This window comes from Lentzea sp. NPDC036949 (assembly GCF_055608075.1).
The window spans coordinates 908,478-933,541 of sequence record NZ_JBVJRA010000001.1 but is presented as its reverse complement, the minus strand read 5'-3'; the positions used below and the strand labels follow the sequence as shown (position 1 = coordinate 933,541).

Annotated in this window: 25 protein-coding genes; 8 read left to right on the top strand and 17 right to left on the bottom strand. The window is 70.3% G+C overall.

Annotated elements, in window-relative coordinates; translation table 11 throughout:
• Positions 1-44: 44 nt before the first annotated feature.
• Both ACZ7CD_RS04750 and ACZ7CD_RS04745 read right to left on the bottom strand, forming a co-directional pair.
• On the bottom strand, positions 45-1,130 hold the full coding sequence (locus ACZ7CD_RS04750; protein WP_360397102.1) for a class I SAM-dependent methyltransferase: 1,086 nt from the start codon (positions 1,128-1,130) through the stop codon (positions 45-47).
• Entirely contained in the window at positions 1,130-3,775 is a 2,646-nt protein-coding gene (locus ACZ7CD_RS04745; RefSeq protein WP_470378308.1) for an HAD family hydrolase, read from the bottom strand. The genes ACZ7CD_RS04750 and ACZ7CD_RS04745 overlap by 1 nt, the downstream gene beginning before the upstream one ends.
• Before the next feature lie 206 nt (positions 3,776-3,981).
• Here ACZ7CD_RS04745 and lhgO point away from each other — a divergent pair, with 206 nt between their 5' ends.
• The gene (lhgO, locus tag ACZ7CD_RS04740; protein ID WP_360396972.1) at positions 3,982-5,169 is read left to right on the top strand and encodes an L-2-hydroxyglutarate oxidase; all 1,188 of its coding nucleotides are present in this window, start codon (positions 3,982-3,984) and stop codon (positions 5,167-5,169) included.
• A 42-nt stretch (positions 5,170-5,211) separates the two neighbouring features.
• Here lhgO and ACZ7CD_RS04735 read toward each other — a convergent pair whose 3' ends face one another.
• Positions 5,212-6,144, bottom strand: a complete 933-nt coding sequence (locus tag ACZ7CD_RS04735; protein ID WP_360396973.1) for an NAD-dependent epimerase/dehydratase family protein — start codon at positions 6,142-6,144, stop codon at positions 5,212-5,214.
• A gap of 17 nt (positions 6,145-6,161) precedes the next feature.
• Positions 6,162-6,965: an HAD family hydrolase gene (locus tag ACZ7CD_RS04730; protein ID WP_360396974.1), complete on the bottom strand. Its 804-nt coding sequence runs from the start codon at positions 6,963-6,965 to the stop codon at positions 6,162-6,164.
• A 60-nt stretch (positions 6,966-7,025) separates the two neighbouring features.
• On the opposite strand from ACZ7CD_RS04730, the gene ACZ7CD_RS04725 reads away from it, so the two are divergent.
• Positions 7,026-7,898, top strand: a complete 873-nt coding sequence (locus ACZ7CD_RS04725) for an LLM class flavin-dependent oxidoreductase (protein ID WP_360396975.1) — start codon at positions 7,026-7,028, stop codon at positions 7,896-7,898.
• Here ACZ7CD_RS04725 and serS read toward each other — a convergent pair.
• The 4 genes from serS to ACZ7CD_RS04705 all read right to left on the bottom strand — a co-directional run bounded on the left by serS (position 7,895) and on the right by ACZ7CD_RS04705 (position 11,610).
• Positions 7,895-9,151: a serine--tRNA ligase gene (gene serS, locus ACZ7CD_RS04720; RefSeq protein WP_360396976.1), complete on the bottom strand. Its 1,257-nt coding sequence runs from the start codon at positions 9,149-9,151 to the stop codon at positions 7,895-7,897. The two genes, ACZ7CD_RS04725 and serS, sit on opposite strands and share 4 nt — an antisense overlap.
• 150 nt (positions 9,152-9,301) lie before the next feature.
• On the bottom strand, positions 9,302-9,754 hold the full coding sequence (locus ACZ7CD_RS04715) for a DUF350 domain-containing protein (protein ID WP_360397103.1): 453 nt from the start codon (positions 9,752-9,754) through the stop codon (positions 9,302-9,304).
• 23 nt (positions 9,755-9,777) lie between these two features.
• A complete protein-coding gene (locus ACZ7CD_RS04710; RefSeq protein WP_360396977.1) occupies positions 9,778-10,941 on the bottom strand; it encodes a glutathionylspermidine synthase family protein in 1,164 nt (387 codons plus the stop codon).
• 3 nt (positions 10,942-10,944) lie between these two features.
• Positions 10,945-11,610, bottom strand: coding sequence for a hypothetical protein (locus ACZ7CD_RS04705; protein WP_360396978.1), 666 nt, complete (start codon positions 11,608-11,610; stop codon positions 10,945-10,947).
• Between the two features lie 141 nt (positions 11,611-11,751).
• Between ACZ7CD_RS04705 and ACZ7CD_RS04700 the strand changes: the two genes are divergently transcribed.
• On the top strand, positions 11,752-12,834 hold the full coding sequence (locus ACZ7CD_RS04700) for a septum formation family protein (RefSeq protein ID WP_458429763.1): 1,083 nt from the start codon (positions 11,752-11,754) through the stop codon (positions 12,832-12,834).
• On the top strand, positions 12,831-13,181 hold the full coding sequence (locus tag ACZ7CD_RS04695) for a metallopeptidase family protein (RefSeq protein WP_360396980.1): 351 nt from the start codon (positions 12,831-12,833) through the stop codon (positions 13,179-13,181). Before ACZ7CD_RS04700 ends, ACZ7CD_RS04695 begins: the two co-directional genes overlap by 4 nt.
• Positions 13,182-13,206: 25 nt before the next feature.
• Here ACZ7CD_RS04695 and ACZ7CD_RS04690 read toward each other — a convergent pair whose 3' ends face one another.
• Together ACZ7CD_RS04690 and pheA are read right to left on the bottom strand one after the other, a co-directional pair.
• A complete protein-coding gene (locus tag ACZ7CD_RS04690) occupies positions 13,207-13,803 on the bottom strand; it encodes a histidine phosphatase family protein (protein WP_470378307.1) in 597 nt (198 codons plus the stop codon).
• Complete coding sequence (gene pheA, locus ACZ7CD_RS04685) at positions 13,800-14,690, bottom strand: prephenate dehydratase (RefSeq protein WP_360396982.1); 891 nt, start codon at positions 14,688-14,690, stop codon at positions 13,800-13,802. The genes ACZ7CD_RS04690 and pheA overlap by 4 nt, the downstream gene beginning before the upstream one ends.
• Positions 14,691-14,825: 135 nt before the next feature.
• On the opposite strand from pheA, the gene ACZ7CD_RS04680 reads away from it, so the two are divergent.
• On the top strand, positions 14,826-15,344 hold the full coding sequence (locus ACZ7CD_RS04680) for a macro domain-containing protein (protein WP_360397104.1): 519 nt from the start codon (positions 14,826-14,828) through the stop codon (positions 15,342-15,344).
• 46 nt (positions 15,345-15,390) lie between these two features.
• Here ACZ7CD_RS04680 and ACZ7CD_RS04675 read toward each other — a convergent pair whose 3' ends face one another.
• A complete protein-coding gene (locus ACZ7CD_RS04675; protein ID WP_360396983.1) occupies positions 15,391-15,780 on the bottom strand; it encodes a GNAT family N-acetyltransferase in 390 nt (129 codons plus the stop codon).
• Between the two features lie 166 nt (positions 15,781-15,946).
• Here ACZ7CD_RS04675 and ACZ7CD_RS04670 point away from each other — a divergent pair, with 166 nt between their 5' ends.
• Positions 15,947-16,564: a response regulator transcription factor gene (locus tag ACZ7CD_RS04670; protein ID WP_360397105.1), complete on the top strand. Its 618-nt coding sequence runs from the start codon at positions 15,947-15,949 to the stop codon at positions 16,562-16,564.
• Here ACZ7CD_RS04670 and ACZ7CD_RS04665 read toward each other — a convergent pair.
• The 4 genes from ACZ7CD_RS04665 to ACZ7CD_RS04650 are packed head-to-tail and all read right to left on the bottom strand — an operon-like array spanning position 16,542 to position 23,118.
• Positions 16,542-17,648: a GAF domain-containing sensor histidine kinase gene (locus ACZ7CD_RS04665; protein ID WP_470378306.1), complete on the bottom strand. Its 1,107-nt coding sequence runs from the start codon at positions 17,646-17,648 to the stop codon at positions 16,542-16,544. The two genes, ACZ7CD_RS04670 and ACZ7CD_RS04665, sit on opposite strands and share 23 nt — an antisense overlap.
• Positions 17,649-17,653: 5 nt before the next feature.
• Entirely contained in the window at positions 17,654-20,680 is a 3,027-nt protein-coding gene (gene cydD / locus ACZ7CD_RS04660; RefSeq protein WP_470378305.1) for a thiol reductant ABC exporter subunit CydD, read from the bottom strand.
• Entirely contained in the window at positions 20,680-21,651 is a 972-nt protein-coding gene (gene cydB, locus ACZ7CD_RS04655) for a cytochrome d ubiquinol oxidase subunit II (protein WP_360396986.1), read from the bottom strand. Before cydB ends, cydD begins: the two co-directional genes overlap by 1 nt.
• 12 nt (positions 21,652-21,663) lie before the next feature.
• A complete protein-coding gene (locus tag ACZ7CD_RS04650; protein ID WP_360396987.1) occupies positions 21,664-23,118 on the bottom strand; it encodes a cytochrome ubiquinol oxidase subunit I in 1,455 nt (484 codons plus the stop codon).
• Between the two features lie 330 nt (positions 23,119-23,448).
• Here ACZ7CD_RS04650 and ACZ7CD_RS04645 point away from each other — a divergent pair, with 330 nt between their 5' ends.
• Positions 23,449-24,027: a TMEM165/GDT1 family protein gene (locus ACZ7CD_RS04645; RefSeq protein ID WP_458434268.1), complete on the top strand. Its 579-nt coding sequence runs from the start codon at positions 23,449-23,451 to the stop codon at positions 24,025-24,027.
• 1 nt (position 24,028) lies between these two features.
• Here the strand turns inward: ACZ7CD_RS04645 and ACZ7CD_RS04640 are convergent, their stop codons facing one another.
• A complete protein-coding gene (locus tag ACZ7CD_RS04640) occupies positions 24,029-24,478 on the bottom strand; it encodes a MarR family winged helix-turn-helix transcriptional regulator (RefSeq protein ID WP_470378304.1) in 450 nt (149 codons plus the stop codon).
• Between the two features lie 76 nt (positions 24,479-24,554).
• Here ACZ7CD_RS04640 and ACZ7CD_RS04635 point away from each other — a divergent pair, with 76 nt between their 5' ends.
• Positions 24,555-24,905, top strand: coding sequence for a cupin domain-containing protein (locus tag ACZ7CD_RS04635; protein WP_360396989.1), 351 nt, complete (start codon positions 24,555-24,557; stop codon positions 24,903-24,905).
• An 11-nt stretch (positions 24,906-24,916) separates the two neighbouring features.
• Here the strand turns inward: ACZ7CD_RS04635 and ACZ7CD_RS04630 are convergent, their stop codons facing one another.
• Positions 24,917-25,060 (bottom strand): hypothetical protein, encoded by a 144-nt coding sequence (locus ACZ7CD_RS04630; protein WP_360396990.1) that lies wholly within the window; start codon positions 25,058-25,060, stop codon positions 24,917-24,919.
• Between the last annotated feature and the right edge of the window lie 4 nt (positions 25,061-25,064).

Sequence of the window (25,064 nt, the reverse complement as noted above, 5' to 3'; positions counted from 1 at the left end):
CCCTCCCGGCACAGCGCCGGGAGGGCCTCTCGTCTTGAGTCCGGTCAGGACCCGTTGCGCGCCTTGCGGATCTGCTTGCCGGCGACGCGGCTGAGCTGGTGCAGCACGGTGCCGATGTTGGGTTCCCCCGCCAGGTCGGGGTCGCGCAGGTGGCGCTGCAGCTCCGCGTTCTGCGTGCGGAGCACCCCGAGCTCGTGGTTCCGCCGTGCGAGCTCGCCGTGCAGCCGCTCGATCTCCACGCGCTGCCGGGCCACCTCCTCGGCGAAGCGGTCGTGGTTCTCCGCGGCGGCCACCGCCTCGTACTGCAGCTGCAGCACGCGCGTGTACATGGCGACGCGGTTGTTCTCCATCATCGCGAGCAGCTTCGACGACGTGTACGGCTTGAGCGCGTCGAGCAGCTTCTTGGCGAACGGGGCGTCCTTGCGCACCATCACGCCCATGCCGAACACGGCGGGCACGATGACGAACAGCCAGTCCTCGTCGGCCTCCGCGATGGCGTCCTCGATCGCGGTCAGCACGCCGTTGCGCTCGCCGCCCGCCTCGACGGCGACGCTGTACGAGCCGTGCCCGACGAAACCGGCGGGCGTGAGCTCGTCGTGCCAGATCGTCGGTCCGTCGACGAGTGACACCTCGTGCTTGGCGTCACCGGACAGCAGCGACGGCTCGTAGTACAGGTCGCGGCGCGACCAGGGCCACAGCACGTCGTGCAGCGCGATGACCGCGTCCGGCGTGTTCTTGAGCAGGTACGTCAGCTCGCCGTGCAGCACGGCGTAGTTGTGGTCGCCGTCCAGCACGTACAGGTCGGCGGCCGGCAGCTCGGCCAGCACCTGCGGCGACGGCCGTTCGACGAGCTCGAGCTTCGGGTTCTTCGCGAGCGTCTCGCGCAGCTCCGCCGTCGGGTACGGGTCGATGCAGTAGACCTTCGACGCACCCAGCTCGGTGTAGATCGAGCTGACCTGACCGGACTCGACACCGACCTCGAGGACGCTCTCGATCTTCTTGTAGGTGAAGAGGATCTTGAACATCTCGTGGAAGACGGACATCGAGTGCAGCAGGAAGGGCTGCTGCCGCGCGGTCCTCGCCTGGGCGTGGGGATCGGTTCTGTCGCCGGTCATCGCCGGGTCGAGCATCACGTGTTACCTCCCAGCTTGCGGATCGCGATCCGCGCCGCGCTTGCCGCGAGTCCGGCCGGACCGCGAGTCCTGTACTCCTGCTTGAGGCGACCGGACACCCGCGCGAGCTTCTTCGCGGTCGGCAGGTGCGGGGAGAGGTGCGAGATGGACTGCGGCAGCACCGCGAACCCGACGGTGACCTGGCCCGACGACACCCAGCCGCCGGCGCGCTGCGCGATCGGCAGGATCAGCGCGGAGTGCTCGTTGTCGAACTCGACCATGTTCGCGCCGAGCCAGCGGCACTCGCGGTAGCTCATGCCGGCGAAGTCGTCGTGGCCCTCCCAGCGGACGGTGACCTTGCGGCCGCCCGCGGCGACGACCTCGGCCTCGATCCAGTCGACCCGCACGATCGCGGGACGTCCGGGCAGTGCGAGGGAGAGGTCGATGGTGTCGTGGTGCTCGAACCGCAGCCGGGCGAACGACAGGCCGTTGTGGTTGATCCGCACGCGCTTGCGCCCGGCCTCACGCCACTTGTCCTCGGCGGTGCGGTAGTACAGCGCCGTCTCCATCGGCTCACCGCTCGACTCGAAGACCGACGGCTCGATCCGGCCGGTGGCGAGACCGCGCGCGGCCGCACCGAGACCGGTGTCGGACGCGGCGAGCAGGGCCGGCCAGAACGAGTCGCGCATGTGCAGGTCGTCGAGGTCGGCCGGCGAGAGGTACGGCAGCACGGCCTTCAGGTCCTCCGGCACGATCCTGGTGACGACCGAGGAACCGAAGTTGTCCTCGTGCGCCCAGTTGCCGAACACGGCCGCCTCCTCCGGCGTCGGCGCCTTGAGGGCCGACACGAGGATGTTGGCGAGCCGGTCCTTCGCCGCCGGGGAGGTGGTGAGGTCCGCCCACCGGCCGTCGAAGTGGGTGACGTAGCGGTTCCACTGCGCCTGGAACGCCTTGATGCCGTCCTGCACGGCCCTGCGCTCGTTGTTCTGCGAGGTCGACTCGGAGACCGGGCCGAGCACCGGCGCACCGTCCTCGGTGAACCCGATGAGCGAGCCGCAGATCGAGTTGACGCACTGCTCGAACACCTCGGGGCTGCGCACGATGGTGGCGCAGGTGTCCTCGGGGTGACCGGCCTGGGCGAGGTAGCCCTCGACCTGGAGCCCGGCGAGGTACGCGCGGGCGGCGCGGTGGTCCGTGGCGATGTAGAGACCGGCCGGGACGATGTCGCTGCCCGCCGCCTTCAACGCCTTGGCCAGCATGTACTGGATCGTGCCGCCCCAGCCGAGGTCGACGAGGGTGATGTCGTCGCCGTCCAGCGCGCCCGCCTTGCGCAGCGAGAGCATCAGCCGCTCGCGGGCGGCGGTGAGGTTGCCCTTGAGGCGGTTCTGGATGTGCGGGGTCTCGGTCAGCGCGATGCTGACCCGCTCCGCGATGCCGCCGTTGTCGATGACCGTGTTCAGGTCGCCGGCGAGGCTCGGCACGTCGCCCGCGCGCAGCCCCATCGTCGACAGCACCTGGCGCACGTTCAGCTGGTAGCTGCGCCGGATGAACTCGTGGATCGAGTCGGTGTCGAACTCCGTGACACCCGCGATCGACGTGACGTGGCGGGACAGCCAGATCGGCTTGGCCGTGACGTCCCAGCCGCGGGCCCTCGCCGCGTTGTTGACGAGCTCGGAGAGCAGCTCGCCCTCGCGCATCGGGCACCAGAGGACCTTCTTGCCCGCCGTGTGCGCCTTCCACGCCACCCACTCGGCGAAGCCGGTGAGGACGGGGCCGAACACCGAGGCGCCGTACCGCCACGCGGTGTCGACGGCCGAGTTGGACTGGTGCCGGCCGGCCTGGATCGTCTTGGCGCGCAGGCTGGTGATGCCGAAGTCGCCCTCGACGGCGTCGAAGTGCGGCGCGTACGGGCCGAAGTGCTCGACCGTGTCGTTCTCGCGCTCCAGCACGTTCGTCAGCTCGTCGTCGAGGCGGCGGAACAGCACGGTCCGCACGCCCATCTCGCCGGGCACCTCGATGTCGGCGACCACGTTGTCGCCGATGTGCACGACCTGCTCCGGCTCCTTGCCGATCTCCTTGAGCACGATCTCGAACAGCCCGCTCGCCTTGTCCAGCCCGTGCTGGTGCGAGCGGAAGATCTTGACGTCCTTCAGGCTGCCCAGCTCGGGGCGGTCGAGCAGGTAGTTGAGGTGCTCTTCGGTGAAGTAGGTGTCGGAGACGAAGATGACCTGCACGTCGTGCTTGAGCGCGCTCTTCACCACCTCGGCCATGTCGAGGTCGACGACCGTGTACTCGCGCTCGGTCTCGATCTCGGCCTTCACCAGCTCGTCGAGGCGCTCGCGGGGGAACACGTTCGACGGCATCGCGCGCCAGATGTCGAACAGCGAGACCTCGGTGCCCAGCGCCTCGCGGCCGTTGCGCGCCTTGTCCTCCGCGACCACGCGCATCCGGCGGAACGTGGCGTCGGTCACCCACTCCGGCGCGAGCCCCGCAGCGCGCAGGCGGGCGCCGAGGATGCCGAACACGTCCGCGGGCCGGGGCACGCGCCGCCACAGGATCGTGTCGAAGATGTCGAACGAGAGGACGGAGCACGACCGGTCCTCGATGATCCTGTGCACGTCCTCCAACAGCGGATGACGTCGTGCTGCCGCGACCTGAGTCATCGCGGTGCCCCCTTTTCCCCACCGCGGTGACACCGCACCGGCGAATGGCTCATACCACGGAGTTTCTGCGTGCTGCCCAGATGACACAGCGGCCGTCACCATACCGGGGCCGACCGCGCCGATCCCGGCCGGACGTATCCTTGTCGGCCGTACGCGCGGTCCACCGGAGCGGGCGTGCGGTCCACGAGGTGAATGAGGGAGACGTCTTGCGGCACGCGATCGTGATCGGTGGCGGCATCCTCGGTCTGGCAACGGCGAACGAGCTGGTCAGCAGGGGTTACCGGGTAACGGTTCTGGAGAAGGAGGGCCACTGGGCGGCCCACCAGAGCGGCCACAACTCCAACGTGGTGCACGCGGGGCTGTACTACAAGCCCGGCTCCTTCAAGGCGCGCATGAGCGTGGCGGGCAACCGCTCGATCATCGACTTCGCCCGCGCCAACGGGGTGGCGCACGAGGTGTGCGGCAAGCTCGTCGTCGCCACCTCCCCCGACGAGCTGCCCGCGCTGAACGTGCTCGCGGAGCGCGCGGAGGCGAACGGCGTGCCCGCCAAGCTGATCTCCCCCGCCGAGGCGCGCGACTACGAGCCCGAGGTCTCCTGCGTGGCCGCCCTGCGCGTGGAGAGCACCGGCATCATCGACTTCCCCGGCATCTGCGGCGCTCTGGTCCGGTCGCTGAACGCGGCCGGCGCCGACCTGCGCCTGTTCACGCCCGCGCTGGGCATCCGCCCCGGCCGCACCGGCGGGGTCGAGGTCGCCACCGGCACCGAGGTGCTGCGCGCCGACCTGCTGGTCAACTGCGCCGGTCTGCAGTCCGACCGCGTCGCCCGCCTCGCCGGCCTGGAGCCGCGCGCGACGATCGTGCCGTTCCGCGGCGAGTACTACGAGCTCGCCCCGCAGGCGCGCCACCTGGTCAAGGGCCTCATCTACCCGGTGCCGGACCCGACGCTGCCGTTCCTCGGCGTGCACCTCACCCGCATGCTCGACGGTTCCGTGCACGCGGGCCCCAACGCCGTGCTCGCGCTGCGCCGCGAGGGCTACCGGTGGACCCAGATCTCGCCCGCCGACCTCTGGGACGTGGCCCGGTTCCCCGGCATCTGGAAGCTCGCCCGCAAGTTCGCGAAGACCGGGGCCGAGGAGGTGCTGCGGTCGTTCTCGAAGAAGCGGTTCGCCGCCTCGCTGGCCCGGCTCGTGCCGGCGGTGCAGGAGTCGGACCTGGTCAGGTCCGAGGCCGGCGTGCGGGCGCAGGCGATGCTGCCGGACGGCTCGCTGGTCGACGACTTCCTCATCGAGACGGCACCGGCCCAGGTGCACGTGCTGAACGCGCCCTCGCCGGCGGCGACGTCGTCGCTGGAGATCGCCCGGTACGTGGCCGACCAGGCGGTCGCCCAGGCCTGACGGGCGGCCGGGCCTGACCTTCCGCCAGGCCCGGCCGGTCGCTCAGAGCTGAGCGCGGAAGTAGTCGACCGTGCGGGACACGCCCGTCGCGATGTCGACCTCCGGGGTCCAGCCGAGGTCGCGCTCCGCGGCACTCGCGTCGAGCGCGGAGGCGCGCAGGTCGCCGAGTCGGGCCGGGGCGTGCTCCGGGTCGTCCGCGGCACCCGCCGCCTTCGCGACGAGCGTGTGCAGCTCGCGGTCGGACACCTGGTGGCCGGTGCCGATGTTGTAGCGCTGCCCGCCGCCGGCCTCACCGGACGCGGCGACGAACGCCGAGACGACGTCCTCGACGTAGACGTAGTCGCGGGTGTTGCCGCCGTCGCCGAAGACCTTGGTCGGCTTCCCGGCGAGCAGGGCGTTGGCGAAGATCGCGATCACGCCCGCCTCGCCGTGCGGGTCCTGGCGGGGGCCGTAGACGTTGGCCAGCGCCAGGTGGGTGCACTCCAGGCCGTAGAGCTGGCGGTAGGTGTTGAGGTACACCTCGCCGGAGACCTTCGACGCCGCGTAGGGCGACTTCGGGTTGATCGGCACGGCCTCGGACACCGGGAGCACGTCCGGGGTGCCGTAGATCGAGCCACCGGAGGAGGCGAAGCAGACCTTGCGCACGCCGGCGCGGCGGGCGGCCTCCGCGAGGTTCACGGTGCCCAGGACGTTCTGGGTCGCGTCGTCCAGCGGCCGCTCGACGCTCACGCGCACGTCGATCTGCGCGGCCAGGTGGTAGACGACCTCGGGAGCGGCCGCCGCGACCACGTCGGCCAGCTCCGGCGAGGTGACGTCGAGCTGCGTGAACGAGTAGCGCTCGGCGTGGGCCTCGGGCGCCGTGCGCTTGCCCCGCCGCAGGTCGTCGACGACGTGGACGGTGTGGCCGTCGCGCAGGAGGCGGTCGACGAGGGTGGAGCCGATGAATCCGGCACCGCCGGTCACGAGAGCACGCATGGCGCCAGCCTACGAGGTCAGAACCAGCGCTCGAGGACCAGGGCGATGCCGTCCTCCGAGTTCGGAGCGGTGACCTCGTCCGCCGCTTCCAGGGCCGACGGGTGCGCGTTGGCCATCGCCACGCCGTGCCCCGCCCACTGCAGCATCGGGATGTCGTTGGGCATGTCGCCGAACGCCACCACGGCGCTCGCGGGGACGCCGAAGCGCTCGGCGGCGTCGGCGAGACCGGTGGCCTTCGTGACGCCCTTGGCGGACAGCTCGATCAGCCCGTTGTTCGTGGAGAACGTCACGTCGACGTGGTCGGTGACCAGGCCCTCGCACGCCTCGACCATCGCGGCGCTGGTCATGCCGGTGTGCCTGACCAGCATCTTGACGGCGTCGAACCCGAGCACGCGGGCGCGGTGGACGTCCTCGGACGGTCCCTCCGGCCAGGCGTGCTCGTAGCCGTGCTCGGCGACGAAGTCGGAGTCGGCCGCGGTCTCGCCGAGGCGTTCGACGGCGAGCGCACAGCCGGGCAGGACGCGGTCCAGCGTGCTCGCGATGTCGCTGAGCAGGACCGGGTCGAGGCCCCTGCGCCACAGGACGCGGTCGGCGGCGATGTCGTAGAGGGCGGCGCCGTTCGCGCAGACTGCGAGACCCGTCGTGCCCGCCTTGGCGGCCGGCGTGGGGATCCAGCGCGGCGGACGGCCCGTGACGAGGACGAAGGGCACCTTCGCCGCGATCACCCGGCCGACCACCGCCGCGGTGCGGGGTGACACCTCGTCGGTGGGCGTGAGCAGGGTTCCGTCGATGTCGGTCGCGACCAGCAGAGGTTGTTCCACGTCCACCATGTTGCCTGGTGTGGTTCGTCCGGCGGCAGAACAGGTCGTTACGGTACGGGTGTGCGCACAGGCATAGTGATCCTTCCCGAGCACCGCTGGTGGATTGCCGAGCCCAAGTGGAGGGCCGCCGAGGAGTACGGCTTCCACCACGCGTGGACCTACGACCACCTCGGGTGGCGCACGCTCGTCGACGGACCGTGGTTCGGTTCCATCCCCACGCTCACCGCCGCCGCGATGGTGACGACCCGGATTCGCCTGGGAACGCTGGTGGCCAGCCCGAACTTCCGCCACCCGGTGTCGTTCGCCCGCGAGCTGCTGGCCGTGGACGACGTGTCCGACGGCCGGTTCACGCTCGGCGTCGGCGCCGGTGGCCCCGGCTACGACACGACGGTGCTGGGCGGCAAGCCGCCGTTGCCGAAGGAGCGCACCGAGCGGTTCACCGAGTTCGTCGAGCTGCTCGCTCAGCTGCTGTCGCAGGACGAGGTGAGCTACGACGGCCGCTACTACCAGGCCGTGGAGGCCCGCGGCTTCCCCGGCTGCGTGCAGCGGCCGCGGCTGCCGTTCGTGGTGGCGGCGAACGGGCCGAAGGCGATGGAGGTGGCGGCGCGGTTCGGCACCGGCTGGGTCACGATGGGCCCGCCGGCCGAGGACCACGAGGAGTGGTGGCGCGGCGTCGCGCGGATGGCCGCGCAGTTCGACGAGACGATCCTGCGCACCGGCCGCCGCACGCGCGTCGACCGGTACCTCAACCTCGACTCGGCACCGGTCTACTCGCTGTCGTCGGTGCAGTGCTTCACCGACGCCGTCGGCCGCGCGGCCGAGCTGGGCTTCACCGACGTGGTGTCGCACTGGCCGCGGCACGACGGCGTGTACGCGGGCAGCGAGTCGGTGGTCGAACAGGTCGCCGCCGACGTGCTGCCCGCGCTCGGTTAGCCCTTCGGGACCAGCTTCTCGACGCCGCCCATGAACGGCCGCAGCGCCGCGGGCACGGTGACCGAGCCGTCGGCGTTCTGGTGGTTCTCCAGGATCGCGACGATCCAGCGCGTGGTCGCCAGCGTGCCGTTGAGCGTGGCCGCGATCTGCGACTTGCCGTTCTCGTCGCGGTAGCGGACGTTCAGCCGGCGCGCCTGGAACGTGGTGCAGTTCGACGTCGAGGTCAGCTCGCGGTACTTGCCCTGGGTCGGCACCCACGCCTCGCAGTCGAACTTGCGGTGCGCGGAGGTGCCCAGGTCGCCGGTCGCCGTGTCGATGACGCGGTAGGGGACCTCGATCTTGGCGAGCATCTCCTCCTCCCACGCCAGCAGCCGGGCGTGCTCCGCCTCGGCGTCCTCCGGCTTGACGTAGGAGAACATCTCGACCTTGTTGAACTGGTGCACGCGGATGATGCCGCGGGTGTCCTTGCCGTACGAGCCGGCCTCGCGCCGGTAGCACGACGACCAGCCCGCGTAGCGCCGCTCGCCGTCGAGGATCTCGTCGGCGTGGTAGCCCGCGAGCGGCACCTCGGACGTGCCGACCAGGTACAGGTCGTCGTTCGGCAGGTGGTAGATCTCGCTGGAGTGCGCGCCCAGGAACCCGGTGCCCGCCATGATCTCCGGCCGCACCAGCGTGGGCGTGATCATCAACGTGAAGCCGTTCGCCGTCGCCTGCGCCGCCGCCATGTTCAGCAGCGCGAGCTCCAGCTGCGCCCCCACCCCGGTGAGGAAGTAGAACCGCGACCCGCCGACCTTGGCGCCGCGCTCCATGTCGATCGCGCCCAGCTTCGTGCCCAGGTCGAGGTGGTCGACCGGCTCGAAGTCGAACTCGCGGGGCTCGCCGACGGTCTTGAGGACCACGAAGTCGTCCTCGCCGCCGACCGGGGCGTCCGGGTGCACCAGGTTCGGGATCTTGGCCAGCAGCTCGTCGACCTCGGCCGCGGTGGCGTGCTGCTCGGCCTCGGCGGCCTTCACCTCGTTCGACAGGTCCTTGGCCTTCACCAGCAACGCGGTCTTGTCGTCGCCCTTGGCCTTGCCGACCTCCTTGCCGAGCACCTTCTGCTCGGCGCGCAGGGTGTCCGCGCGGGAGATCGCGGAACGCCGGCGCTCGTCAGCGGACAGCAGGGCGTCGACGACACCTTCGTCCTCGCCGCGGGCACGCTGCGAAGCGCGCACGATCTCCGGGTTCTCGCGCAACACCTTGAGGTCAATCACCCTGAGAAGGGTAGACCAGCCCGTACCACGCCCCTCACCGAGTTCCGCCCACCCGCCCACCGGCCCGCCCACCAGGAACGCGGGGGCCCCGCGTTCCTCCAGGGGGAACGCGGGGCCCCCGCGTGACTTCCGCGATGCGGAAAGGTGGGGCTAGCTGATCGCGACCGCCACCACGAGGCCGAGCGCCAGGTGCGCGGAGGCGACGACGACCGAGGCCGGGGCGAACCGGTCCGACTCGATGATCGAGCCGATGTCCAGGCGGGTGATCCACTCCAGCAGCCGGACCGCGGCCACCTGCACGATGATGCCGAAGAAGCCGTAGATCAGGGCCGAGAGGAGGCCCTCGTCGAGCTTGCCGACCGAGCTGGTGATGGCGACGACCACGATGAAGGCCATCGACAGCAGACCGGAGGCGGTCACGATGACGGCGTTCGGTGCACCGTTGCGGACGAGGGTGGACAGCTTGCCCGGGGTCGTCCAGTCGATCGCGTAGAAGCCGAACACCATGAGGACCAGACCGACGACGGCGTACAGCGCGATCGCGCCGATGCCCCGGCCGATGGCCGAGCCGAAGCCGGGGTCCAACGCGAGCTGCGTCGTGATCATGTGCTGTTCCCTTTCGGAGTTCACTCAACAATGCGGTGCGGCACGAACGCCGCGCCATCGTCGGTCACCAGACCGACTGTTTCCCGGATGCCCAGTCCCGCCGACGTGTCGCCGACGACCCAGGCTCCCAACGCGGGGCGGTAGCCGTCGAAGTCCGGAAGCGGGTCGAACAGCTGGTACACGAAGCCTTCTTTGCCGTACACGCCGCCGGTCTGCGTCTCGTAGCCGGGCGCGACGATCTGGATGTTCGACCCCTCACGGCCGAGCAGCGGCTTGCGCACGTACTCGGTCAGCATGCCGGGGTTGTTCAGGTACGCGGGCAGCAGGTTCGGGTGGCCCGGGTACATCTCCCACAGGACCGCGAGCAGCGCCTTGTTGGAGAGCAGCATCTTCCACAGCGGCTCGATCCACAGGGTGGCGGGCAGCGACTCGACGGCGTGGCGGCCGAACTGCTCCTCGACCACCCACTCCCACGGGTAGAGCTTGACCACGGTGTTCATCGGGGCCTCTTCGAGGTCGACGAACCGGTTGAGCAGCGTGTCCCAGCCCAGGTCCTCGATCGCGAGCCCGACGGTGTTCAGCCCGGCCTCCGCGGCCGTCTCCTGCAGGTAGGCGGTGGTGAGGTGGTCCTCGCCGGACGGTTCCGCGCCCGACCAGGTGAAGTGGACCTCACCGGAGGGCAGCTTCGCGCCGATCTGGGACCAGCGCTCGACCAGCTGCTCGTGCAGCGAGTTCCACTGGTCGTCGTCGGCGAACACGTCGGTCTTCCAGTTCCACTGGATGATCGCGGCCTCGAGCAGCGAGGTGGGCGTGTCGGCGTTGTACTCCAGCAGCTTGGCCGGGCCGGAGCCGTCGTAGCGCAGGTCGAAGCGGCCGTAGAGGTGCGGGTCGTGCCGCCGCCACGACTCGGCGATGTGCGGCCACACCCATTCGGGGATGCCGAAGTCGCGGTAGCGCTCGGTGGTGACCACGTTGTCCACCGCGTCGAGGCACATGGAGTGGAGCAGCTCGACGTCGGCTTCGAGCGAGAGGATCTCGCTCATCTCGAACACGTAGTGCACCGACTCGTCCCAGTACGGGCGGTCGGAGCCGTTGGCGTACTTCGCGGGCAGCCCGAACACGAGGCCCTGGTCAGAGACCGTCCGCTGCCAGTTCGGCCGCGGTGAGGAGGTTTCACGACGCAACTGTCAGCTCCCGCTGCTGGACTTGCCGCTGCTGACGCCGAACCCGCCGCGCTGCACGGTCGTGCCCGACTTCGTGGACACGTTCGCACCCTTGGGGATGGTGTAGCTGCCGCCGGTCACCTTCTGGCCGACCGCGCCCGAACCGCCGTAGTTGTAGCGGTACTGGCTGCCGCCGATGTAGATGAACCCGCCGCTGCTGTACCCGCCGTGGCTGCGGTAGTAGCTCTCGTCGCAGTAGTCGTCGTCGACGATGACGTTGTTCTTGTCGGTGCACTGCGCCGTGACGTTCTTGGGGCTGGCGGCTGCGTACCAGATCGCGATCAGCGCGACGACACCCACCGTGACGCCACCACCGATGAGCAGGCGTTTGCGGGTCTTGCGGCGCTTCTCGAACGCGGCGGACTCGGCGGCGAACCGCTCCTGCTGCGCCTTCTGCGCGGCGGCACGGGCGCGCTGCTCCGCGACCGACGGCTGACGCGCCTTGGTCACACCGGCCTGCTGCTGGCGCACCTGGCCCTTGCCCTTCTGCTGGGCGGGGGGCTGGGCCGGTCCCGGCTGCGGCACCGGCACCTGCGGCGGCAGCTGCTGGTACGGCGCCGGCTGTTGCGGCTCTTGCGGCTGGCCGGGAGGCCCCTGAGGCGGCATCCCCTGCTGGTTGTTGTCAGTCATCACCACTCCCGCGGGCAAGGTACCTAGCGATACGACCATTTGACGGCCAATCAGGTGACGAGTGTCCTAATAGCAACACTCGCCCCCTTTGGTCCAACCCGGCCGACAGCCGTCTCACACAGCACAGGCATCATGGATGAGATGTCTCCGAGCGCCGGTTGGTTGAGTCGATCAGGTCACATCCGCGACACGCGGCTGGTGATGCTGGGCGCGTTCGTGGGCGCGTTCGGCCTGCTGATGGTGTCCGCGTTCACGTCCGTGCTGGCAGGAGGCCCGCTGACCACCAAGCGCGAGCTGGTGAACGCGGCCTACCAGGCCGTGGCGGGCGACTGCCTGAACTGGGCGAAGACCGACCTGTCCGACGCGCAGAAGGTCGACTGCACCGCCGCGCACAGGTTCGAGGTGACCGGCACGGCCGACATCGCGGCCGGTTACCCGAAGGAAGCGCCGTTCCCGACGCCCGAGGCGTGGGAGAAGATCGCCCAGGACAACTGCGCGCAGGCGGCCACCACGTACATGTCCGGCAAGCTCGACCCCAAGGGCAAGTACGGCGTGAGCTCGCTCAACCCGGACGAGAACCGCTGGAAGAACGGCGACCGCCAGCTGCGCTGCGGCCTCCAGGTCACCGCGCCCTCCGGCGCGCCGCTGCCCTCGTTCGGCAGCGCGAAGACCCAGGACCAGTCGAACGTGTACGACCCTGGCGTGTGCGTCGCGCTCGGTGAGAACAACACGGTCGGCGACCCGATCGAGTGCGCCCAGCCGCACGCGTTCGAGATCATCGGTGTCTTCGCGCACCCCGAGGGCGAGTACCTGGCGCCCGAGAAGCAGGACGCCGTGATGTCCGAGCAGTGCGCGGCGATCGCCGTCGAGTACACCGGTGGCGCCGACCTGAAGGCCAAGGGCCTGCTCGTGACGTGGGACGTCCGCGCCCAGGAGAGCTGGGCCGTCGGCTCCCGCAAGGCCAACTGCAAGATCGGCGCCGTCCCCGAGGGCGAGAAGCTCGTCGCGTGGAAGGGCAGCGTCCGCAACCCCGACGGCGCCCCGCTGACCACCTCGAACCCGCCGCAGACCACCTCGGTCAAGCCGCAGGACGAGCCCACCGGTGCCCCGCTGCACTCCCAGTCCGGCCAGCCGTCCGGCAGCGCGGAACCGTCCGAGTCCGGCAAGCCCGACAAGCCGTCCAGCAGCCAGCCCACCACGACGACGACAACCGAGAACCGATGACTGTGGAGATGACGCGCGCCCGGTTCGACGAGCTCGTCGAGGAGGCGCTGGACCTGGTCCCACCCGACTTCCTGCACGCCATGAACAACGTGGTCGTGCTGGTCGAGGACCGCAACCCGGACGAGCCGTCGCTGCTCGGCCTCTACCAGGGCATCGCGCTGACCGAGCGGAACACCGACTACGGCGGCACCCTGCCCGACCACATCTTCATCTACCGCGAGGCGATCCTCGACATCTGCACCACCGAGGACGACGTGGTCGAGGAAGTGATCGTCACCGTGGTCCACGAGATCGCGCACCACTTCGGCGTGGACGACGCAAAGCTCCACGAGCTGGGCTGGGGCTGACCCCCCTGCTCGTGGAGCAAGGGGGCTAGACGTCCACGCCTGCCCACGAGCGGCACAGCCAGGCGTCACCGTCGCGCTCCAGCACCACGACGCCAGTGTTCGGCAGCAGGTTCTCCGCCAGTTCGACCGGCACGTTGTCGGCGAGCGCCAGTGCGCCCATGCGGCCGGCGCCGCCGTGGGTCACGACCATGACGGTGCCGGTGTCGCGGTGGATCGACCCGATGGCGCCGAGGAACCGGTCCAGCACCTGCTGCCCGGTCTCGCCGCCGCCGGGGAACGCCACGTCGAGGGCGCCCTCCGCCCACTTCACGACGGTCTCCAGGTAGGTCCGGTAGGCCTCGGTGTCGTTGCGGCCCTCCAGGGACCCGACCTGGATCTCCTCGATGCCCTCCAGGACCTGGACGGGCAGGCCGAAGCGTTCGGCGGTGGGAGCGGCGGTCTGCTGGGCACGCAGACCGATGCTCGCGTAGACGGCGGTGATGTCCTCGCCGGCGAGCGAGTCGGCCAGTTCGCGGGCCTGTTTGTGGCCCAGTTCGGTGAGCGGGGGGCCGGGCATGGCCGTGTCCAGCCTCCGCTCGATGTTCGACGCCGTCTCACCGTGCCTGACCAGCAGCAACCTCACCCGCGCTCGCCCTTTCTGACAGCATCGACCCAGGAGGCTGCCGCGGCGAACTCGTCGTTGTGAGCGGTCACGGGTTCCCGGTCGGCCTTCGGGAAGGACCCCAGGAACCGGATCTCGTGCGAGTGCCGGTGCAGCGCGGCCAGCGCGTCACCGATCCTCGGTTCTGCGATGTGCCCCTCGACGTCGATGTAGAAGCGGTACGTCCCCAGTTTGCCCTTCGTGGGACGCGATTCGAGGCCGGTGAGATTGATCCCACGCAACGCGATCTCGGTGAGCAGCTCGGACAGCACGCCGACGCGGTTCGGCGTGGTCACGACGACGCTGGTGCGGTCGGCACCGGTCGGCTGCGGCAGCTCACCCGGCTGGCGCAGCAGCAGGAACCGGGTGCGCGCGTCGGCCACGTCGAGCACGTCGACCGCGTGCTCTTCGAGCCCGTAGTGGTTGATCGCCACGGGGGCGGTGACGGCGGCGTCGAACTCGCCGCGCTCCACGGCGGCGGCCGCGGCGGCGGTCGAGGAGGTGGCGATGGAGGTGGCGCCGGGCAGGTTGGCCGCGATCCACTCACGGGTCTGGGCCAGCGCGTGCGGGTGCGAGGCGACGGTCGAGATCGACGTGGTGCCGGGGCGGACCAGGACGCTGAACCGGACGTCGAGCACGGTCTCGGCGACGGCGACCACGGGCGTGTCGCGGATCAGGACGTCCAGCGTCGCGGGGACGGCGCCCTCGACGGAGTTCTCGATCGGGACGCACGCGAACTCGGTGTCACCGGACCGGACCGCCGCGACGGCGAGCGGGATCGTGTCGACCGGGACGAGGTCGGAGCCGAACCGGAGCGCTGCCTGCTCGGTGAAGGTCCCCTGTGGTCCGAAGTACGCAATGCGAGGCACCCGCTCACAGTAGAGGTGAGGATCACGCCTGTGTCAGCGGCCGAACCTGGGTTCCGCCGGGGCCGTGCGAACTGGAATGCTTGGGGCGTGCCCGCTCTAGCGCCAGAACTCGTGTTGTGCGCGGTCGACGAACCGATGGCGAACGCCTGGCTCGCCGTGGCTGCCGGGCGGAGCGGTGTGCGGGTGCACCGCGGGTCCGTGCTGGACATCCACGCGCAGGCCGTGGTCAGCCCGGCGAACTCGCAGGGCTGGATGCGCGGCGGCATCGACGCCGTCTACGCGCAGGCGTTCCCGATGGTCGAGAACAACGTCCGCAGCGCCGTGCTCGCGTTGCACGGCGGTGAGCTCCCGGTCGGTGACGCGCAGATCGTGGCGACCGGCGAGACCGAGCCGGCGTGGCTGATCAGCGCGCCGACCATGCGCATGCCGGGCGAGCTGCTGCCGAACGACACCGTCCACCCCTACCTGGCCGCCCGCGCCGTCCTGCGGCTCTGGCTCGAGGGCAGGCTGGAGGACGGCACGCCGGTGCGCGACGCCGTCCACACCATCGCGATGCCGGGTCTGGGCACCGGGGTGGGAGGCGTCGCGCCGACCACGTGCGCGCGTCAGGTCGCCGCCGCGTGGGACGAGGCGTTCAACCCGCTGCGCGTGTAGTCCACTTGTGCACAACCCTGTGGACAGAGTTGTGGACACCTGTGGACTACTGGCGGGGTGCGACCCATCGTTCCAGGTCGAGCTCGTCCGTCATGGGGATGCCGAAGTCGCCGACGGTGGGGATCTCCGGTTTGAGCTTGCGCGCCTCGCGGACCGCGTCGGGCCGCAACGCCGTCATCTTGAACCCGCGGCGCTGGTAGAAGCGCAACGCGTCCAGGTTGTCGTTGGTGGTCGTCAGGCGCACGCGGTTGCACCCGAGCGTGCGCGCCTGGCGGACCGCGGCGTCGACGAGCGCGGTGCCGACGCCGCGGCCCCTGCGCAGCGCGTCGATCGTGACGATCTCCAGCTGGTGGTTCGCCACCGCGTAGGTCAGCAGGCCGAGCACGTGGCCCTGCTTCTCCACGAGGAAGCCCGGCAGACTCGCCGGGAAGAACACCTCTCCGTGCGCGACGGAGGTGTGCGCTCCCCATAGCTCAAGCACCAACCGAGCGACGACTATGCGATCTGCTTCCTCGATCGGTCGTACTGAGCCTTCTGCCATGCCAAGAACTGTCTCAATCCGAGTGACGCTCAGGAACACCCATTCGACGTACGGTGGATTCGTGCCAGTGCGCGTTTTGTTGGTTGACGATCACGAAGTAGTGCGCAGAGGACTGCGCGAGATGCTCGACGACGAGGAGGACATCTCCGTCATCGCCGAGGCCGGTTCCGTGGACGAGGCGGTGACGCGGGCCCAGAGGACTTCGCCCGACGTGGCCGTCGTGGACGTTCAACTGCCCGACGGTAGTGGTGTGGACCTGTGCCGGACGCTGCGGGACCTGGGCGTCCGCTGCCTCGTGCTGACCGCCTTCGACGACGAGGAGGCGCTGGTCGGCGCGATCATGGCGGGTGCGTCGGGATATCTGCTCAAGCAGGTGCGGGGCCAGGACGTCGTCACCGCGGTGCGCGAGGTCGCGGCTGGACGGTCCCTTCTGGACCCGGCCACGACGGCGCGCGTCCTCGACCGGATGCGGAATCCGGCTCCGGTCGGACTCACCGACCAGGAACAACGGGTGCTGGAACTGATCGGTGAGGGTCTGACAAACCGCCAAATCGGTGAAAGGTTGTTCCTCGCGGAGAAGACCGTGAAGAACTACGTGACGTCCGTGCTCGCCAAACTCGGGATGGAACGGCGTACGCAAGCCGCCGCATGGGTGGCTAAACGGGGACGGACCAGGTGAGCGTCGTCCCGTTCGGTGAACTCACGACGCGGAAATCGCCGCTCGCGGACTTGGCCCGTTCCGCGAGGTGCCGCAGTCCGCGTTGAGTCACGCCGGACGGGATGCCGCATCCGTTGTCCGCGACCCGCAGCAGCAGATGCTTCTCATCTCGTCGTACGTCGATCTGGACGTTCGTGGCACCTGAGTGCCGCACGACGTTCGACAACGCCTCCCGCAGGGCCGCTCGGGTGTCGTCGGCGAGCCTGCGCGGCACGTTCGCCAGGTCGCCGGCCACGTGCAGGCGCGGGCCGAACCCGAGCAGCTCACCGGCCGTGCGGACCTCGGCGTTGATCGAGTCGAGCAGGTCGGTGGAGTCGGCGGGGTCGGTGTTGCGCAGCTTGCGGACGGTCGCGCGGACCTCGGCGATCGTCTCGTCGACCAGGTCGACGGCCTCGTTGATGCGGGTCCGGTCGGTGTTGTCGAGCTTCTTGCCCAGCCGGCGTTCCAGCAGGCTGAGCTGCACGCCGGCGCCGTAGAGGCGCTGGATGATCACGTCGTGCAGGTCGCGGGCGATGCGTTCGCGCTCCTCGTAGACGGCGACCCGCTGGCGTGCGGTGAAGCCCTCCGCGAGCACGACCGCGAGCCCTGCCTGGGCGGCGAACGCGCTCAGCACGTCCACCGTCTCCTGCGTGAACGCCGGCTTGTCGCGCCTGCGGTAGACCGCGAGGGCGCCGATCTTGCGGTCGGACGTGCCGAACGGGGCCACCGCGAACGGGCCGTAGCTGCGCAGCGCGTGCGGCACGTACGGGGCAGTGCGCGGGTCGTTCGTCACGTCGCCGGCCATCACCGGGACGCCGGTGCGGGCGGCTTTGGCCGCGGCGCTGCGCGGGCTCAGGGTCGCGACGACCGGTTCACCGCTGGACGCCTCGACGGTGAGCGTGCCGTCGTCGTCGGGCGTGGCGAGCATGGCGAGGCCGAGGTCGGCGTCCGCGATCTCCGCGGCCGCCTCGACCACGAGCCGCAGCACGTTCTCGGGGTCTTCCAGCGCCGCCGACGTGATCTCGGTGGACGCGACGAGCACGCGCCGCGCCAGGGAGGGGTCCATGGTCCTCAACGGTAGGCGGGGGTGCCGAGGTCCAGCACGAGGTCCGCCCGCGCAGCCTCGTCGGGGCGGTGGGTGATGTGCAGGACCGACCTGCCGTCGCGGCGCAGCTCCTCCAGCACCTTGCGGGCGGTCGGTTCGTCGAGGTGGGCGGTGGGCTCGTCGAGCAGGACCACGTCGGCGTCGTGCAGCAACGCCCTGGCGAGCGCGAGCCGCTGCGCCTCGCCGCCGCTGACCTGGTCGGGCCGGATGACGGTGTCGAGCCGGTCGGTCCACTCGGGCAGGCACGCCCTCCGCAGCGCGTCCCTGAGCTGCTCGTCGTCGTGCGGGCCCGACATCCGCAGGTTCTCCCGGACGGTGGTGCTGACCAGCATCGGCTCCTGCGGGCACCAGGTCGCGCGGGGCAGCTCCACGATGCCGCGCTCCGGTGGCAGGAAGCCCAGGAGCAGCGCGAACAGCGTCGACTTGCCGGCACCCGACGGTCCGACGATCGCGACATGCGTGCCGGGCTCGACGTTGAGGTGCAGGTCGCGCAGCGTCGGCTCGGTCGCGCCGGGCCAGCGGACGTCGACGTTCTCCAGCCGGATCCGTTTACCGCGCCTGGGCTCCGGCCGCTCCGGCGCGTCGAACTGGAGCCGGGCGCTGGCCTCCCGCAGGGCCCTGCGCTGCTGGGCGGCGAGCGGCAGGGCGGCCAGCGGCTCGGCGAGCGCGAGCGGGACCAGGCCGAGGACCGGGTTGCCGGTCGTGGCGCAGAGCAGGGCCGCCGCACCGGTCGCGAGCAGCACGATCGCCGTGGCGGCGCCGGTGCCAAACGCTTGCCTGCGGGTCTGCCGCGCGAGCTCGGCGTCCTCGGCGTGCAGCTGCGCGAGCAGCCGGTGGTGGGCGTCGTGGGCGATGAGGTCCGGTGCGGCGGTGAGGGCGTTGATCGTGTCGGTCGCGACCTTGCGGCGGCCTCGGGCGAGCTTGGTGCTGGCCCTGCGCTCGGTCCACACGGCGACGGCCGGTGCGGCGAGCCCGGCCGCGAGCAGCAGGCCGCCGAGCGTGAGGGCGGCCGCCGGGTCGATGAACGCGAACAGGACCGTGGTTGCGATGCCGGCACCGATGGCGACGACCGGTGGCACGAGCACCCGCGGCACGAGGTCGCGAACGGTGTCCGTGTCGTCCACGAGCCGTTGCAGGCCGTCACGGCGTTGCGTGCGCACGAGCCGAAGCCACAGGTCGGCGCGGAGGTTGGTGGCGAGCTGGAACGCCTCGTGGTGGGTGACCAGGCGTTCGAGGTAGCGGAGCAGGCCCTTGCTCAACGCGAACGTCCGCACGCCCACGGTCAGCACCGTCAGCGTCAGGATCGGCGGCATCTCGGCAGCGCGGGCGATCAGGTGGGCGGCCAGGGCGGTCAGCGCGATGCCGGCGGCGGCTGCGGCGACGCCCAGCAGGGCGCCCTTCCACGGGATCGGCAGGCGCTTCGGGCGTTCCCGCTGCGTCTCCTCCGTGACGACCTTGGCGAACGTCTCCTCCTCCGTCGCCTCCTTGTCGCGGTGCGAGGCGAGGACGACGGCCGCGGTCCCACTGGCCTTCTTGATCGCTTTGTCGACTTTGCGACTTGTCACCGGGTCGAGGTGAGCGGTCGGTTCGTCGAGCAGCAGCACCGTGGCGCCGTGGCGGACCCTCAGCAGGGCGCGCGCGACTGCGACGCGTTGGCGTTCACCGGTCGAGAGGTCGGTGATGCGGCGGTCGAGCAGGTGCGTGGCCACCACCTCATCGGCGACCTCCTCGATGTCCTCGGCACCGGGAACTGTCAGCTCCAGCTCGGCGCGGGGCGTGGCGGCGGCGAACGCGGGCCGCTGCGGCACGTACGCGATCTCGCCCTCGACCCGCACCGCCCCGTCCGTCGGTTCCACGAACCCGAGCAACACCTGGAACGTCGTCGACTTCCCCGCCCCACTCGCCCCCGCCAGCTTGTGAACCTCCCCGGCCTTCACCTCAAAACTCACCCCGTCCGGCGCGAACCCCCCACGCCGCAACACCCGCAAATTGTCGACATGTACCCGCCCGCCAAGTGCACGCGGGGAGCTTTCGTACTCTCCTAGCGCACGCGGGGGCCCCGCGTGACCGTCGTCGTCGACGATGGCGGCTACGCGGCGGACGGACTCAAGGCCGTCCTCGCTGGCGTGGTGGGCGGCGCCGGCGGCGCGGAGGGGGAGGTAGCACTCCGGGGCGAGGATCAGCACGACCAGCGCGGTCATCAGGGTCATGTCGCCGTGGACGAGGCGGACGCCGACGCCGACGGCGATCAGCGCGACCGACAGCGAGGCGGCGATCTCCAGGACGAGGGCGCTGAGGAACGCGATCCGCAGCGTGCCCATCGTGGCCCTGCGGTGCTGGTCACCGATCTGGCGGACCGCGGCGGCCTGCTGCTTCGCGCGCCCGAACACGGTGAGCACCGGCAGCGCGCGCAGCAGTTCGAGCAGCTGGGCGGAGAGCAGCTCGGTGACGTCGGCCGCCTTCTGGACCCGCTTCTCGGTGTACCAGCCGATCAGGGCGGCGAAGACCGGGATCAGCGGGACCGTGATGGCGATCAGGACGGCCGACGGCCAGTCGGTGAAGAGGATCCAGGCACCGGCCAGCGGCGGCACGACCGCGGCGGTGACCAGCGCGGGCAGGTAGCGGGTGAAGTACGCGTCGAGCGCGTCGAGGCCCTTCGTCGCGAGCACCGACAGCTCGGCGGTGCCGCGGTCGGCGATCCAGCCGGGACCGCGGTCGAACGCACTGGCCAGCAGCCGGGTGCGCAGCTCCTCCTTGGCACCGGCGGCCGCGCGGGCGGCGGCGCTCTCGGTCGCCCACGACAGCGCCGCGCGGGCGATGATCGCGCCGGCCAGCAGCGGGAGGCCCTCGCGGATCGTGATCACCGACGCGAGCGCGACGGCCTGGGCGACGAGCGCGAGGGAGTTGAAGAACGCCAGCGCGCCCACCCCGACGAGGGCGCGCCGGGCGTTCTTCGAGAGCTGGGGCAGCGCTCCCAGCGGGCCGCGCTTCATCAGTGCGCCGCCGGGATGTGCCGCACGCCGATGCGCTTGCGGAACACCCAGTAGGTCCAGCCCTGGTAGACGAGCACGGCGGGCGTGCCGAACGCCGCCACCCACGTCATGACCTTCAACGTGTACGGGCTCGACGCGGTGTTGGCGATGGTCAGCGACCACGCGTCGTTCAGCGTCGACGGCAGCACGGCCGGGTACAGCGAGCCGAACAGGATCACGACGCTGGCCGCGATGGCGAGCCCCATCAGCGCGAACGACTGGCCGTCGCGGTTGTGCAGCAGCCGCCACATCGCCGCGGCCAGCACCAGCACGACCAGACCCGCCCACACCCCCGCCACGACCGCGAGCAGCGCGACCAGCGGCAGCAGGGCGACCGGCGAGAGCGTCAGGGCGACGCGGCGGGCCCGTTCGCGGATCTCGCCCTCGGTCTTGAGCGCGGTGAACACGGCGCCGTGGACCAGCGCGTAACCGGCGAACGCGAGCGCGCCGAGCACGGTGTCGAACCGGATCGCCGCGAACGCCGAGCCGACCCGGTCGCCGTTCTCGTCGATCGGCAGGCCCAGCACCGTCGTCGAGATCAGCAGGCCGACGCACAGGGTCGCGATCCACGAGCCGGCGACGATCGTGACGTCCCACGCCTTGCGCCAGCGCGGGTTGTCGACCTTGCCGCGGTAGTCGAACGCGACACCGCGCCCGATCAGCGCGACGAGGAACAGCGTGAGGGGCAGGTATGCGGCGCTGAGCAGCGCCGCATACCAGCCCGGGAAGGCCGCGAACGTGGCACCGATCGCGGTGATGAGCCACACCTCGTTGCCGTCCCAGACCGGCCCGATGGTGTTGATCATGACTCGGCGTTCGGCGTTGGTGCGCCCGAGGACGGGCAGCAGCATGCCGACGCCGAAGTCGAAGCCTTCGAGGAACAGGTAGCCGAGCCACAGCACGGCGATGAGCACGAACCAGAGCGTTTCCACGTCGTCCCTCCCCTAGTACGCGAACGCCAGGGCGCCGTCGTCGGACTTCTGGGGCAGTACGCCGGGGACACCGCCTCTGACGTACTTGCGGATCAGGTAGACCTCCACGACCGCCAGCACGCTGTAGACCGCGGTGAGCGCGATGAGCGAGGTCAGGATCTCGCCGGGCCGGCTGTTGCTGACCGCCTGCGCGGTGAACATCCAGACACCGTCCACCCCGGACGGGTTCGGCACCACCACGAACGGCTGCCTGCCCATCTCGGTGAAGATCCAGCCGAAGCTGTTGGCCAGGAACGGGGTCACGATGCCGGCGAGGCCGAGAGCCGGGAACCACCAGCCGGTGGGCGTCCGGTTCTTGCGGGTCAGCCAGAGCATGAAGACGCCCAGACCGGCCGAGATCGCGCCGAAGCCGATCATCAGGCGGAAGCCCCAGTACGTCACGGGAAGCGCGGGCACGTAGTCGATCGGCTTGCCGCTGAGCTCACCGAGCCGGTCGTCGACGGGGTAGAACTCCCCGTAGCGCTCCTGGTACATCGGGACGAGCTCCTCGATGCCCTTGACCTCGGTGTTGAAGTCGTTGTGCGCCAAGAAGCTCAGCAGCGCGGGCACGGTGATGCTCTTGACGTTCTCGCAGTCGGGCCTGGTCACGTCGCCGATCGCGAAGACGCTGAACGCCGCCGGCTCCTCGGTGTGGCACAGGGCCTCGGCCGCTGCCATCTTCATCGGCTGCTGCTCGAACATCAGCTTGCCCTGGAGGTCACCGGTGATCGCGAGCACGGTGAACGCCACCACGCCGACCCAGGTGCCGAGCTTGAGCGAGCCGCGCCAGACCTTCTCCTCCTCCGACCTGCGGTGCAGGTGCCAGGCGGCGATGCCGACGAGGAACGCGCCGGCCACGGCGAACGCGCCCGCGATGGTGTGCGGGAACGCGGCGAGGGTGGTGTTGTTGGTCAGCACCGCCCAGATCGAGGTGAGCCGCGGCCTGCCCTCGTGCATCTCGACGCCGACCGGGTGCTGCATCCACGAGTTGGCCGCGAGGATGAAGTACGCGCTGGCCATGGTCGCGAGGCTGAACGCCCACACGCAGGCCAGGTGGACCTTCCTGGGCAGCTTGTCCCAGCCGAAGATCCACAGGCCGAGGAAGGTCGACTCGACGAAGAAGGCGACGAGCGCCTCCATCGCGAGCGGCGCGCCGAACACGTCTCCCACGAACCGCGAGTAGGCGCTCCAGGCCATGCCGAACTGGAACTCCTGCACGATGCCCGTGACGACGCCCATGGCGAAGTTGATCAGGAGGAGCTTCCCCCAGAACTTCGTCATCTTGTAGTAGCGCTCGTCGCCCGTGCGCACCCACGCGGTCTGCATCCCCGCGACCAGCAGGGACAGGCCGATCGTCAACGGCACCATCAGAAAGTGGTAGACGGTGGTGATGCCGAACTGCCACCGCGCGAGTTCGAGTACTTCCACGTCATCGAGCGTATGGACCGGACACGGCTCTCATCAGGTACGACGGTCCCGTCCCGGCTCGGGACCTTGGTCCCGTGCGCGAGGTCACGCTCGTGCGTGACCTGCGTCGGTTAGGATGGATGCGCCAGAGGGGAGTAGTTCCCACCGGAGCGTTCAGCCGGTGGCGTGGTGATCGACATACTGATCCGCCTTCGAGCGGATCCGGTGCCACACCCGTCTTGTACGGGCGAACGAGACCTCCGGCCGGGCTTTGCAGCATGCCCGGTCGGGGTCTGTTGCGCCTCCGTCCGGGTTCGTACTCGGACGTGGAGGACCCTCTTGACCACCTCACTGCTCGCGTTCCTCACCGCCTTCGCGGTGGTGTTCCTCGTCGAGCTCCCGGACAAGACCATGGTCGCGACCCTGGTGCTGACCACGCGCTACCGCGCCTGGCCGGTGTTCGTGGGCGTCATCGCGGCCTTCGCCGTGCAGACCGTCGTCGGTGCGGCGTTCGGGACGGCGATCACCCTGCTCCCCGACCGGCTGGTCGCGGGCATCGTCGCCACGTTGTTCCTCGTGGGTGCGTTCCTGCTGCTCAAGGAGGGGTTCTCGAAGGAGGAGGACTCCGCCGACGAGGCCGGGACGCGCACCGACGTGCCGTTCTGGCGCGCCGCGCTGACGTCGTTCGGCGTGCTGTTCGCGGCCGAGTGGGGTGACGCGTCGCAGCTCGCGACCGCCGGCATCACCGCACGCTACGGCGCCCCGCTCGCCGTGGGCCTCGGGGCGTGGCTCGCGCTGGTCGCCGTGGCGGGGCTCGCGGTGCTGGTCGGGCGCAAGCTCGCCGGCCGGCTGCCCACGCACTGGATCCAGCGCGTGGCCGGCGCTGTCTTCGCGGTGTTCGGCGTGATCGCCCTGACGCAGGTCTTCTGAGTCACCACACCGGTCGCAACCCGGGCTGGTCCTCACCGTGCACGTGCTGCAGGTACGCGGTGAGGCCCGCCTTGACGGTCGCGACGGTGTCCGCGCCGACCGCCTCCGCCATCTCGTTCTCCAGGTCGGACCACAGGACGTCGGCGAACTTCAGGTAGTCGCGGCCCTTCGTGGTCAGCGTGACGTACTGGGCGCGCTTGTCCGTCGGGTGCGGTTCGCGCAGCACGTAACCCCACTCGTCGAGCTCGGCGACGATCTTCGCGGCCGCCTGTTTCGTGACGCCGAGGTGCGCGCCGATGTCGACGGTCGTGGCGCGGCGCTGGGCGAGGAAGCGGAAGACGTAGCCGTGGGCGGGGCGCAGCGGCTCCAGGCCGATCTGGTGCAGGCGGTCGTGGAACTGGTCCCCCATGGCCCGGTACGTCATCGCCAGCAGCACGGGCACGGGTTCCATTGCGCACTCCTAGTAGACAACCTGGTTGACCATATTCTAAGGTCAGACAACTTGGTTGACCACTTTGGAGGTTGTCTTGCTGGTTACGGGGGACTCCGCTGCTCGGCACGAGTTCGGCGGGTTCGTGTTCAGGTCGCTCGCGACGCCGTCGACGGGCAGCGCGGAGATCGCGCTGTGGACGGTCGACGTGCCGGAAGGGGGCGACGGGACGCCGCACCGGGCGTCCAAGGAGGAGGTGTTCTACGTGCTGTCCGGGTCCGTGACGATCCAGGGGCAGACCGCGGGACCCGGCGACGCGGTCGTCGTGCCGCCGGACACCGAGCTCGCGCTGACCGGCGGACCGGCGCGCGTGCTCGTGGCGACCTCGGTGGGCATCACCGGGACGCTGGCCGACGGGCGGACGATCACGCCGCCGTGGTCGGTCTGACCCCGCGCCGCTCAGTTCGCGGGTGAGCCCTCCTCGGTCTTCGGCTCGGCGGGAGCCGGGTCGGGCGTCGTCTCGCGCAGGTCGTGGGCGATCTTCTTGGCCTCGTCGATGAGCTGCTGGGACTCGTCGAGGCGGGCTTCGTCAGGTGCGGTCACGGTG

Coding starts and splice junctions, on each gene's coding strand:
- ACZ7CD_RS04750 (WP_360397102.1), bottom strand. CDS start 1,130: ATGCTCGACCCGGCGATGACCGGCGACAGAACCGATCCCCACGCCCAG.
- ACZ7CD_RS04745 (WP_470378308.1), bottom strand. CDS start 3,775: ATGACTCAGGTCGCGGCAGCACGACGTCATCCGCTGTTGGAGGACGTG.
- ACZ7CD_RS04735 (WP_360396973.1), bottom strand. CDS start 6,144: ATGCGTGCTCTCGTGACCGGCGGTGCCGGATTCATCGGCTCCACCCTC.
- ACZ7CD_RS04705 (WP_360396978.1), bottom strand. CDS start 11,610: ATGACTGACAACAACCAGCAGGGGATGCCGCCTCAGGGGCCTCCCGGC.
- ACZ7CD_RS04700 (WP_458429763.1), top strand. CDS start 11,752: ATGTCTCCGAGCGCCGGTTGGTTGAGTCGATCAGGTCACATCCGCGAC.
- ACZ7CD_RS04695 (WP_360396980.1), top strand. CDS start 12,831: ATGACTGTGGAGATGACGCGCGCCCGGTTCGACGAGCTCGTCGAGGAG.
- ACZ7CD_RS04680 (WP_360397104.1), top strand. CDS start 14,826: ATGGCGAACGCCTGGCTCGCCGTGGCTGCCGGGCGGAGCGGTGTGCGG.
- ACZ7CD_RS04665 (WP_470378306.1), bottom strand. CDS start 17,648: ATGGACCCCTCCCTGGCGCGGCGCGTGCTCGTCGCGTCCACCGAGATC.
- cydD (WP_470378305.1), bottom strand. CDS start 20,680: ATGAAGCGCGGCCCGCTGGGAGCGCTGCCCCAGCTCTCGAAGAACGCC.
- ACZ7CD_RS04640 (WP_470378304.1), bottom strand. CDS start 24,478: ATGGAACCCGTGCCCGTGCTGCTGGCGATGACGTACCGGGCCATGGGG.